Source organism: Pseudemcibacter aquimaris (genome assembly GCF_028869115.1).
GTDB classification, from domain to species: Bacteria; Pseudomonadota; Alphaproteobacteria; order Sphingomonadales; family Emcibacteraceae; genus Pseudemcibacter; species Pseudemcibacter aquimaris.
The window spans coordinates 3322428-3334899 of record NZ_CP079800.1 but is presented as its reverse complement, the minus strand read 5'-3'; the positions used below and the strand labels follow the sequence as shown (position 1 = coordinate 3334899).

Below are 12472 nucleotides of genomic sequence, written 5' to 3'. Positions count from 1 at the left end.
TTTAAAAAGTCAGATTTTTACATTTGATGATTGATTTCATTTAAAAACACAAATAGAGAATATGTAAGTAAAGCATAACTTGCGAATATTGGAGATACTAATGCCAGCACCGGAAAATAGCGAAGACTTCCCCCTACAAGAAGCCCGCGCTTTGGTTGCGCATTTGATGAAACGTAACCCGCTTATTTATTGGGCAGATTTGCTGCTTAATCTTGTGTTGGGTTGGGGTTCATTTTATCTGGTGATGGAAACGGAACCTTTTTCCATAGCCAATATTCTGTTTTTCATCGTTTCTTCTTTTTCTTTATATCGTGTGGCCATTTTTGTGCATGAAATTGTTCATTTTAAAAAGGGCACTTTTAAAAGTTTCGTCGCCTTTTGGAATATCACAGCAGGCTTCCCGCTTCTGATCCCGTCATTCACATATTACGGTGTTCATAATGATCACCACAGAAGGGACACATACGGCACGACAGAAGACGGTGAATATCTGCCTTTCGGCGCGGAAGAAGGCTGGAAAATCATTGCCTATGTTTTCTTGTCCCTGATCCTTCCGTTTCTTTTCCTCGCGCGGTTCTTAATCCTGACGCCACTGTCATGGGTTATTCCACCGCTTGGAAGATACGCATGGGAACGCGCGTCATCGCTCACGATTGACCTTGCCTATAGACGCCCGCCACCAACAAGACTTGATGGCGAGTATTGGCGTATTCAAGAAGTATGCGCCACTCTTTATGCGTGGGCCGGGGCCATTATGATTTATCAGGGCGTATTGCCATTTAAATTCATTGTCGTTTGGTATCTTGTGACGCTCACGATATTCTTTATGAATAGCTTCAGAACACTTGGGGCCCATGCCTATAGAAACCCGGGTGACGTCAAGATGTCAGTACCGGATCAGTTTCTGGATAGCGTCGATGTCACGGGCGGTATGCTTTCGCCGTTTTGGGCACCGGTTGGATTGCGTTATCACGCAACACACCATTTATTCCCGCAAATGCCGTATCATTCACTGGGTGAAGCCCATGATATTCTGGTGCGTGACTTATCGGATAATTCATTATATCTGGCGGCGACCCGCCGCAGTTTATGGCATGCGTTAACAACGCTGTGGGAAGACTCTAAACTTAGTCAGCAGAAAAATTAATCAAGCGGCTTAACCATAAACATGGTGTCATTCTGAAAGCCTTGCGCCTCGTAAAAAGCGCGTGCGTTCTTGTTATTGGCAAAAACCTCTAATGATATCAGACGGAAGCCTTTTTCCTTTGCCCAACGAACGGCCCTATTCATCAAGGCGCTGCCGACGCCTTTGCCTTGCGCCTCTTTCGTCACCGCAAGCAATTGAATTTTCGCGCATGTCTCAAGTGAAACTTCATCTTCGCTTTCTTCGACTTGGATAAAGCCGAGCCTTTCCCCATTATCCTCTGCAATCAGGATTTGCTGGATGACATCCTTATTGTCAAGAACCTCTTCAATGAAACGGTCCTGAAATTCACGTTCAACCTGATCAGAATGCCAAGCAAGGCTTGCATTTTCAATCAGTGTTGGCGAAAGCCCTAAAATAAAATCGCGGTCATTATCAGTTGCATCACGGATATTCATTTTAACCTACCGTGCTTGTATTATGAATTTTTACACCGCCGATTTTATTCATCATATAAAGACTGACGCCCAGTAACACCATACCCGGAATAAAGACAAGATTGCTTTCGGTCAGCCCCGCCATGATATAGGAAACAACGCAAATGGTGCCATTTAATAGCTCATAAGGAAGCTGTGTTCTAACATGATCAAACTGGCTACATCCCGCGCCGGAAGCGGAAAGAATGGTTGTATCAGAAATTGGCGAACAATGATCCCCGAACATTCCACCGGAAAGAACCGCCCCAATACAAACATGCATCGGCGCACCAAGTGCGTGTGCTACCGCAATGATAAGCGGCATCATAATCGCATATGTGCCCCATGATGATCCGGTCGCAAATGACATGATCGCGCCAAATAAAAACGCCACCACCGGCACAAGAAACGGCGCAAAGTTTCCTTCGGCCATTGAGATGATAAATTGCGCAGTACCAAGATTTTTACCCACGGAACTGAGTGACCACGCCAGCACAAGAATGATCAGCACGCTTGTCATTTTACTTACGCCACCAAGGTAAATGGTGATGCTTTCCTTGAAACTTTTAACGCCATAAATAAGCAGCAACACAATCAGTGTCATCGCAGAAAAGAAATATGCGCTTGAAAGCGCGCCCCGAAATGCCAGTGACGGAACGCTATTAAGCGGAAACCCAAGCGGTGCTAGCAAGAAGAATAAAACACTCACCATCACCAAAAGCGGCAACCAAACAAAAATCGCCTTGGCATTGGGATGAGAAATGGTATCGGATATTTCCATACCGCTATCATCGATGAGGCCCTTACCTTCCTGCGCGCGTTTTTCAGCGCGGGCCATGGGACCAAATTCATATCCCGAAAGCGCCACAAGCGGCACCATGATGATGGCAAATAACGAATAAAACTGAAACGGGATCGCTGCAACATAGGCATCGAAACTATTTTCCACACGGCCAATTTCCAGATATTCCTTTTCAATAAGGCCCATTGAATATACGCCCCAACCAATAAACGGAATAAGCACCGCCACCGGTGATGCGGTGGTATCAACAATCCACGCTAGTTTCACACGGGAAATTTTAAGCTTGTCTGTAATCGGCCTATAAATAGGTCCGACAATAAGCGGGGTACCAAGATCAGAAAAGAAAATCATGATCCCTGTCGCCCAGGTGGCGATTTGCGCTTTAAAGCGGCTGGTGATCACGTGGGTCATGGTGGTCGCGAACGCCACCGCCCCACCCGAACGTTCCATAAGCGCCACTAGACCGCCAATAAAACACATGAGCACAAGAATACCCGCCTGACTGGGTGATAACATTTGCGGTACAAAATAATCGGACACCATCAGACTTAATGTCATAACAGGATTAAAACCGTTTAAAATAATGACCCCCGAAAATACACCAATAAATAAACCAATGATCACATTTTGTGTCCATACAGCAATCCCAAGTGTCAATATAATGGGAATAATAGAGATTATTCCATAATCTGAGGCTTCCAACGCTTTACTCCTTTGAAATTTTGCTTATAGTAACCATAATTCACTTTTAAGAAACAATAATATTTTACGGGAGCGGAAATGATGAATGCTTTATCCAAAATTTTTGCGCTATTTTCTATATTAGCGCTTACGGCATGTTCGGCAGAAAATCAGCAAACTGAAAATACATCAAGTGGGCCAGATTATAGCCTGACTTATGATCTTCATATTTCCGGGGGAACCATCGTTGACGGCACGGGGGATGCGTCATACATGGGTGATATATTGGTGAGCGGTGACAAAATTGCCTATATCGGTGATGTTGACGGAAATGCTGTTAAGGCGGCCAACACAATTGATGCCACAGGCCGCATCGTTACCCCGGGCTTTATTGATGCCCATTCACATGGTGACCCGCTTCAGGAAGATAACGACCACTTAAGAAACTTCCTGCGTCAGGGGATTACAACCGTGTTACTTGGTCAGGATGGCACCAACCCCGGTTATTTCCCAAGTGGCGGCCCTGCCCGTGATGCTTCATCCTTTAGAAACTGGATTGATCAGGTCAATGAAAAAGGAAGCGGCCCCAATGTGGCGACCCTCGTTGGGCATGGCACCATCAGGCAGCTTTCTGGTGGCGGTGAAAAGGACAAAATCACGCCCGAAGAACAAGCAAAAATGGAAGAATTATTCGTCGATGGCATGATGGCTGGCGCATATGGGTTAAATACCGGACTTGAATATGTGCCGGGCCGATATGCCGATAAGGAAGAAATGTTCGGTCTTGCCAAACTTGTTGGTAAGCATGATGGCGTAATTTCAAGCCACATCAGAAACGAAGATGATGACAAAGTTCACGCGTCCATCGCGGAACTGATTGAACAAGGCCAATTCGCCCGCGTTAATGCATCACATATCAAGGTCGTCTATGGCAAAACCCGTGACCAGGGTGACGCCGTTCTTAATCAAATCCGCGAAGCACGCGCAAATGGCATTGAAATAACCGCTGATGTTTATCCATATCTCGCGAGCTTTGGTAACATGACGTACCTATACCCGGAATGGGCAAAGCGTGAATTTGAATTTAATGATGCCGTAGCAAACCGCCGCGCTGAATTTAAGGAATTCCTAACCGCAAAAATTAAACGCCGTAACGGCCCGGGTGCCATACTTGTGTCATCCGGTGAATATTCCGGTAAAACGGTCGCCGATATTTCTGAAATCACCGGAAAAGACCCGGAAGACGTGATTATGGATTATGGTCATGGCGGACCGGCAACGGCCCATTTCATTATGACCAAAGAAACACAAGACGCGTTTATCACCGCACCTGATGTTTCCATTTCAACGGACGGAAGCCCAACCATGCGCCACCCGCGTTCATTTGGCTCTTTCCCGAAAGTGCTTCATGAATATGTGGTACGTGATAAATTAATGTCACTGGAACTGGCCATTAATAAAATGACCGGGCAAACGGCAGATATTTTTGATATTCAGACACGCGGCCGCCTTAAACAAGGAATGGGCGCGGATATTCTTGTCATTGATTTGGAAAATGTACGTGCCGGCACAACATGGACAGATATATTTGCTGAGCCAACCGGATTTGACGCAGTGATCGTCAACGGCAAGGCCACTGATATTTCAGCTGGATCAGATAGCCCGATTTATGGCCGCGTTCTGTTAAAAACGAAAGGGGATTAAAATGAATAAGTTTTTTAAATATATAGGGTTAATGGCATTTGCTATCATGACGTCAACGTCATTTGCTACAGCCGATGAAACGGATGATCTTAAGGAACAAATTGCTGATCTTAAAAAACAAATCAGCGACATGCGTCATTCCTTTAGCCGTGTGAACAAAGGGATCACCGATATTCAAATGCATCACATCATGGGCGATGTCGCCCACATTGAACGGGTGCGTATGACGGGTCCTGCCCTTGGTAAGGATCATGACTTTTCCGGCGACGGAGAACAAAACCCACTTACCTTAACCAACCCGTTTACATTTACGTCTTATGTGTTTTTCCCAAAGGATCTCGACCCAAATAAAAAATACCCACTTTTGGTATTCCCGCATCAAGGGGTCCACGCCAACTTTAATGTGGAAAACGGCCAGCTTTACCGTGAACTGATCGCCCAGCAATATATCATCATTGCGCCGGATTACCGCGGCAGCACAGGATACGGCAAAAGATTTTATGAAAGCATTGATTACGGTGGTAAGGAAATTGCAGACGCCAAAGCCGCCCGTGATTATATGGTTGAAAATTACGCCATCGTCGACGAGGATCGCGTTGGAATCATGGGCCACAGCCATGGTGGGCTGATCACGCTTATGAATTTATTTGAATATCCGGATGCCTATAAAGTTGGCTTTGCTGATGTTCCGGTAAGCGATCTTATTGCACGTATGGGATACAAAACCCAAGGATACCGTGAATTATATGAAACCGAATATCATATCGGCGAAAGCGCATTTGAAAATCATGATGAATATATCAAACGGTCCCCCGCTTGGAATACCCACAAATTGGAAACGCCATTAATGGTTTACGGCAATACCAATGATGATGATGTCAATATTTTAGAAATTCGCCATCTTGTTAAATCATTAAAAGCAGACGGCAAAGATTTCATCTATAAGGAATTTGAAGACATCCCGGGCGCACATAATTTTGCCCGTATGGATCATAAAGTGGCACGCCAGGCCCGATATGACATTTACAAATTCCTGGAAGATCATCTTTCACCGGAAAGACCGTTTAATAACATCAAAGAAATGGAAAAGGCGTCATACATGTTTGTATCACGCTAATTTCATTTTCTGATTATCTGTTAAGGCGCCATTCTTTATAGGCGTCCCGCAGTTGAAAAAGCCAGTAAGCCGTTTGTGCCACAATGGGGCCAAACGGCTTTCCTGCATAATCAAGGCCAAATGGTTCAAACAGCTTATACCGTTCGTCACCGTTCACAATCGCATCGGCGACCACCTCACCACCCGCAACAGTCGCGGTCATACCGGAACCGCCAAAACCCTGCGCATACCAGAAACCGGGCTCAAGTTCGCCGATTTGTGGCATTTTATGAACTGGGTATCCCATGAAACCACCCCACGCCACATTGGCTTTAATGCCTTTAAGCTGTGGATAAACAACCAGCAAGTCATCCATCATGATTTTCTCAAGCTTTTTGCCTTGCGGATTAAACATACTGACACGGCCGCCCCAGAACAGGCTGGTGTCTTCGAATGTACGGTAATAATTAGATGAAAAGCGATTGTCACTGACGCCCCAACGCCCTTCGATGGCGCTTTTTAATCTGTCACCAAGCGGTTCCGTTAAAAGAACATATGTCGCCACCGGTAAAGTCGCGTTAGACAACCTGAAATTCAAATTCCCGATATAGGCACTGCAACACATGACAATACGGTCTGCGGTAACCGAACCCTTTTCCGTTGTTACTTTCCAGCCATTTTCAGTTTTCTTAATATCCACTGCCGGTGATTTTTCATAAATGCCCGCGCCACCATTTTCAGCAACCCTTGCTGAATGACGGGTATAGTTTAATGAATGAAGCTGTAATGCCTGCGGTTTTAAATAGGCATCATGATAATGATTGGATTTATAATAATCGCGGAATTTTTCCTTTGGCCAATATTCATAATTCACATCCATCAGATCATTGATAAATTCAACGTAATTTTCAACGACACCCGGTTCATTAAACCATGACACTTCGAAATGGCCATAATTATTGGCTTTAAGATTATCTGCCTGATCACCCATGCGGCGATTTATGGTATCAAGTGCATCATTGGTCAGTTTATAAAGTTCTCTTGCGTGACTTTTTCCAACCATTTTAACAATGTCACCTGCCCCCTTTGAATAACCGGAACTGACAAAACCACCATTCCTGCCTGATGCGCCCCAGCCAATTCGGTTTGCCTCGATAAGGACTGGTTTTTCACCCTTTTCCACAAGACTGGATGCGGTGGCAACCCCGGCCATGCCGCCGCCAATCACACAAACTGATGTCGTGACGTCACCTTCTAATTGTGGGAATCCGCCCTTATCATCAAGGGTTCTTGAATAATAACTATCAATATATTCGTACTTTTCCCCGGCGTGTGCGTATGGTTTATCCATTTTTTCCTCATTTACTTGTCAAAAAAGACCAGATTACAACCTTTTCATACTATCAATTTGCGCAAAATATATTATATTCTTCAGCGAGTAAAACAATATTCAATAATGAATTAAACGGGAGAGAATAATGAAATTATCGAAGAGATTCGGTACGCTTAGTGTTGCCGCCGCTGCTATGTTACTTAGCGCATGTGGTGAACAGGCAGCAGAAGCACCAGAAATGGCAGTAAACGCCAATGCGGCGGATGTCGTTTTTATGGGCGGTGACGTCTATACAGTTGAAGAAAGCCAACCTTGGGCCAAGGGTGTAGCAGTTTCCGGCAACAAAATTGTCGCAATTTTTGAAAATGATGCAGATGCTGATGCCTATATCGGCTATGGTACACGCGTGATTGACCTTAAGGGTCGTATGTTGATGCCTGGTTTCATTGATGGTCATACACATTTTGACCGCGCGGGCGCACAAATCAATGATGTTAACTTACTTAAAATTCACGAAACAGAAGCCCTAAGAGTTGAGCTTCAACGCGTAATGAGCAATATTCCTGAAGGGGAATGGATCACACGTGGTGCATGGGGTGCTTATGAAGCATGGGGTGCCGGTGAAGCAGCCGTTGAAGAAGGAAAAGGCGCAGGCTTCACTGATCGCTGGAAACCAACAGCGGCTGAAATTGATGATATCACACCAAATACACCAGTATTTGTTCAAAGTTTCGAACGTCCGGCAGAACTTTATCTTGCCAATACCGCAGCCCTTAAAGCAGCCGGTCTTGAAAATGAAGCACTAGACGGCATGGATGTGGATGAAAACGGCAAACCAACAGGTTTGATTTATAAAGATTCACCAGCCATCGAACGTATCAATGCAGTTGTTCAGGAAAAATCACATGAACGCCTATTAAACGAAGCACGTGCTGGTCTTCAACGCATGCGTGAAGGCGGTATCGTCGAAATTCACGATATCACCCACGAAGGTCGCGATGAAATTTTTGCAGAACTTCAGGAAAAAGGTGAACTGACAGCCCGTGTATGGATGCGTGCTGACCTTTCCCGTGCAAAAGAATTTAACGATAAAGGTATCAAAATGGGTAGCCATCCACGTACTGGCGAAGAAGATCATTATCTTCGTTGGGGTGCCTATAAAGGATATATCGATGGCATCATGGGAAGCCACGGTGCGTTATTCTTTGAACCATATAATGACCGTCCTGGTTACTATGGCCGTTACCGTCACCACACTAGTGACGATCCGGAAATGTTAGAAGAAAATATGGAAAAAATGTATGCTTACTTGCTCGAAGCCAATAAAGGCGGCTTTAAAGCAAACGTGCATGCGATCGGCACAAAGGGTGTCGCGCTGATGCTTGATACATATGAGCGCTTACAAAAAGATGTGGGTGGTTCACTTGAAGGTTTCCGCGTCATTCATAACCAGGTTGTTCGTCCTGTTGATTTCCCACGCTTTAACCAGCTGGGCGTGATTGCGGAAATTAACCCATACCATCTTTCTGACGATATGCGCTGGATGGAAGAACGTATCGGGTTTGAACGTTCAAAAGGGGCATATGCCTTTAATTCACTGCTTAAAAACGGCTCAACATTGATTTTTGCATCTGACTGGCCGGGTACAAATGCCGCAGAATATTACAACCATCCGAAATATCTGCTGAATGCTGCTGTAAACCGCACAACACTTCAAGGAACACCAGAAGGTGGTTGGTTCCCAGAAGAGAAAATCAGCCTTGAAGAAAGTATTAAAGCATACACAATCAATGGTGCAGAGGGTACATTTGAAGGTCACGTTCGTGGTTCGATCAAAGAAGGTAAATATGCCGATCTTGTGATTATTGACCGTAACCTGTTCAATATTCCGCCTGCTGACCTTATCAATATGGAAATTGATATGACCATGGTTAACGGTAATATCGTTTATGAACGTGTTGCCAACTAAGGTAATTTAAATAACCGATTATTTAAGGGCGGGCCATCCCGCCCTTTTTTTATATCCTGTTTATATCTTGCATTTATCACGCAACATTCGCATACTCTTCAAAAATTAATCGATATGAGGGAATTTCAATGGGTTGGCTTACCATCTTGCCACAAGTCGTGGCAATCGGGGTTGTAATATGGCGTAAAGAAGTAATTTTGGCATTGCTCGCCGGGATATTCACAGCAGAATTTCTTTTGTTATTTGACGCCGCGAACACAACGGCCGCCCTCGCCCCCATTGAAACCATTGAACGTATCGTTAGCGTTTTTGAAAGCCCCGGCAACACCAAGGTATTGATGTTTTCCCTCATCATTGGTTGCTTGATCGCCTATATGCGCCATTCTGGTGGCGTGACAGCACTGGTTGAATTTATGATCAACCGCGGTGTGACCAAAACCAAAAAACAAGCGGGTCTTCTGACATTTTTCACAGGGATCGTATTATTCGTGGAAAGTAACTTAAGCGTTATTACAGCGGGAATCCTATCCCGTGGGATTTTCGATAAATTTGGTATGAGCCGCGAACGACTGGCCTACGTCATCGATAGTACCAGTGCGCCTGTTTGTATATTGCTGCTTCTAAATGGGTGGGGCGCTGTGGCACTTGCCAACATGCAGCAATCCGGCCTTGAAAATGCGGAAAGCGCACTTGTCGGTTCCATATTTTATAACTTTTATGCCTGGATCGCATTGATCATTGTACTGTTCACAATTTTGACCGATAAAATCCATGGCCCGCTAAAAGAATATGAAAAAGCCATGCAGAAAAAGATCGAAGATCAACAAGCCCCAGAATTTGAAGGCACAAAAGCGCGTTTCATGGTGGTACCTCTCATTTCATTAATCAGTTTGATATTTGTTTTCATGTATTGGACTGGCGACGGCGTCATCCGTGAGGGGGATGGATCCAGTTCAATACTCTATGCAACCATTATTTCCTGTATGGTTGCCTATATCATGATGTTATCCAGCAAAATGTTCAGCCATGTCAAACTTGTTGATATTGGTTTTAAAGGAATGAATGAATTGCTGCCACTGGTCACCATCGTACTATTATCGCTCGCGCTTGGAGCTAGTTTGCGCGATCTTGGTACTGGCGCCTTTGTCGCAGGACTTGCCAGTGATACATTGCCGCTGATCTTAATTGTACCGATGCTGTTTCTTGCATCCAGTCTGATGGCATTTTCAACAGGAACATCATGGGGCACATTCGCCCTGATGATTCCAATTGCTGTTCCGCTTATTCAAATGCTGGGCTTGCCGCCTGCTTTTGTCATTTCCGCTGTTCTTGGCGGCGGTGTGTTTGGTGATCATTGCTCACCGATTTCCGATACCACGGTAATTTCATCGGTGGCATCCGGTTGTGACCTTCTTGATCATGTAAAAACGCAGCTTCCGTACGCCCTAATTGGTGGTGTGCTGGCCTTTATTACATATTTCCTAGTTGGATTGGTTATCATTTAACAACGAGTCGCAACATATTGATTTATATTCATAATTCTGATTTTATAAAGTTGTCTATTATGAATATGATCTAATCCATTGATTTTCTTTCTTAATTTTAGTTAAGAAAAGATATTATTGTTTTATTAATATAGTAAATGATAAAGTTGTGCCATTATTGTTTATAGGGTTTTATTCCTTTGAAACAATGTGTTATCTAAAATCCTTAAAATGGGGCATAAAATGAATACTGCTGGCGAAAATCAAGTTGAACGCAGGATCACATTCCGACTTTATGAAAGCTGGGAAAAAATCGCGGGTGAGAGTGGCCTGCCTGCCCTAAAGGATTTACACCGAAATGATATTGAACCATTTCGTCGCAATCTTGTTTTAATTGACCTTAGAAATGGCCAGGAAAACGCATCCTTTCAAGTGCTTGGCAATGACCTTGTTCTTGACCAAGATGAAAATCTAATTGGCAAAAACATTTCACTTGTACCCAGAAAAACAATGTTAAGCCGTGTAACCGATCATTACCTTGAAGTGATCGCCAACCGTGTTCCCATCGCCTTCGAAGCAGAATTTATAAACCGAGATGATGAAAAGGCTTTATACCGTGGTATCTTATTGCCATTCAGTGATGATGGCCAAAACATCAATTTCATTATGGGGGGTGTACGCTGGATCTTAGCCAAGGATGTAAAGCTGGATGAAGACAAGCCAACCATTGAAGAATTGATGCAATCAATTGCAGCAGGCCGAGAAGACGAAAAAGAAAAGCAAGAGCCTTCAGAAGTTGTCTCAGATAACGATAATGAAGACCCGGATGAAACGGAAATAACCGAAAGCAATCCTGAAGAGATGTTTTTCGAAATAGAGCCGGAAGAAGATCCGGAAGAAGAATATATCGAAATTGATGAAACAACATCATTCGAAGATGAGGTCATAAATGAGATCACGGCAGATCTTTCAATTACTGAATATGAAGAGTTAGTCGAAGAAGAGCCAGTAGTAGAAGAACCCGTCACAACAGAAGTTGATGAAACCGAATTAGAGAGCGAAGCCGTTTCACAAAGTGATTCTTACTATAAAAGACCGGAATACTCAGACATTAAAGCAGCCCTGACAGCAACAAAAAAATATATCAATAAACAAGATACTTCCCACAGCAGAAGCCGTGACGCACTCTATAATATTCTAACCGCTATATATAAATTCCATGATATTGCTTCAGATAACCATACTGCATATGAGCAACTTATTTCTGAAAATAAATTAAAAATTCAGGCGCGTGCACCCTTTACACCAGCCCTTAAAATGTGTCTGGGTAAGGATTATGATAAAACGCGGCTTACGGAATATGCGGCTGCGCTTGGTATTGCACAGCATCTTGGCGTCTCAGTTGATGACTTTCATGATTTTATTAAAAATTTCCCCGGCGGCATCAAAGGATGCGTTCAGGAAATGCGCGCCTTAAGAAAAGGAATGCAAACGGGAAATGCTGTAAGAAAGCAAAATTCCCTTAACGAAGCGCGTGCTATTTTAAAAGATATTCATGCATTAGATACGCTTGATGATAACGGTCAATACAACCTTACCGATGATTATTGTTTGCTGCTTGCCAGACGCGATGGTGAAAAACTCGAAATCATCAAAAAACTGGATGAAAGTCACGCAAAAATTGACCCGATTTTGAAACGAGCAGCTTTTATCAAAGGAAATTTGAAAAAAAATAATTAAACAATAGGAAGTTTTAAATTTTTTTGACGATTTTGCTTACTAA

The 12472-nt window shown here is 43.9% G+C and carries 9 protein-coding genes; 6 read left to right on the top strand and 3 right to left on the bottom strand.

Annotation, left to right across the window (positions count from 1 at the left end; genetic code table 11):
* Positions 1-100: 100 nt before the first annotated feature.
* Positions 101-1147: a fatty acid desaturase family protein gene (locus tag KW060_RS15645; RefSeq protein WP_249036383.1), complete on the top strand. Its 1047-nt coding sequence runs from the start codon at positions 101-103 to the stop codon at positions 1145-1147.
* Here KW060_RS15645 and KW060_RS15640 read toward each other — a convergent pair.
* Positions 1144-1602: a GNAT family N-acetyltransferase gene (locus KW060_RS15640; protein ID WP_249036382.1), complete on the bottom strand. Its 459-nt coding sequence runs from the start codon at positions 1600-1602 to the stop codon at positions 1144-1146. The two genes, KW060_RS15645 and KW060_RS15640, sit on opposite strands and share 4 nt — an antisense overlap.
* A gap of 1 nt (position 1603) precedes the next feature.
* Positions 1604-3124: a Na+/H+ antiporter NhaC family protein gene (locus tag KW060_RS15635; protein ID WP_249036381.1), complete on the bottom strand. Its 1521-nt coding sequence runs from the start codon at positions 3122-3124 to the stop codon at positions 1604-1606.
* 78 nt (positions 3125-3202) lie between these two features.
* On the opposite strand from KW060_RS15635, the gene KW060_RS15630 reads away from it, so the two are divergent.
* Entirely contained in the window at positions 3203-4807 is a 1605-nt protein-coding gene (locus KW060_RS15630) for an N-acyl-D-amino-acid deacylase family protein (RefSeq protein ID WP_249036380.1), read from the top strand.
* Position 4808: 1 nt separating this feature from the next.
* Positions 4809-5924: an alpha/beta hydrolase family protein gene (locus tag KW060_RS15625; protein ID WP_249036379.1), complete on the top strand. Its 1116-nt coding sequence runs from the start codon at positions 4809-4811 to the stop codon at positions 5922-5924.
* Positions 5925-5937: 13 nt separating this feature from the next.
* Here the strand turns inward: KW060_RS15625 and KW060_RS15620 are convergent, their stop codons facing one another.
* Positions 5938-7254 (bottom strand): NAD(P)/FAD-dependent oxidoreductase, encoded by a 1317-nt coding sequence (locus KW060_RS15620; protein ID WP_249036378.1) that lies wholly within the window; start codon positions 7252-7254, stop codon positions 5938-5940.
* Between the two features lie 127 nt (positions 7255-7381).
* Between KW060_RS15620 and KW060_RS15615 the strand changes: the two genes are divergently transcribed.
* The 3 genes from KW060_RS15615 (at position 7382) to KW060_RS15605 (ending at position 12429) form a co-directional block, all read left to right on the top strand.
* The gene (locus KW060_RS15615; RefSeq protein WP_249036377.1) at positions 7382-9205 is read left to right on the top strand and encodes an amidohydrolase; all 1824 of its coding nucleotides are present in this window, start codon (positions 7382-7384) and stop codon (positions 9203-9205) included.
* A 71-nt stretch (positions 9206-9276) separates the two neighbouring features.
* Positions 9277-10710, top strand: a complete 1434-nt coding sequence (locus KW060_RS15610; RefSeq protein WP_274757353.1) for a Na+/H+ antiporter NhaC family protein — start codon at positions 9277-9279, stop codon at positions 10708-10710.
* Between the two features lie 222 nt (positions 10711-10932).
* Positions 10933-12429, top strand: a complete 1497-nt coding sequence (locus tag KW060_RS15605) for a PAS domain-containing protein (protein ID WP_249036376.1) — start codon at positions 10933-10935, stop codon at positions 12427-12429.
* The last annotated feature ends 43 nt before the right edge of the window (positions 12430-12472 follow it).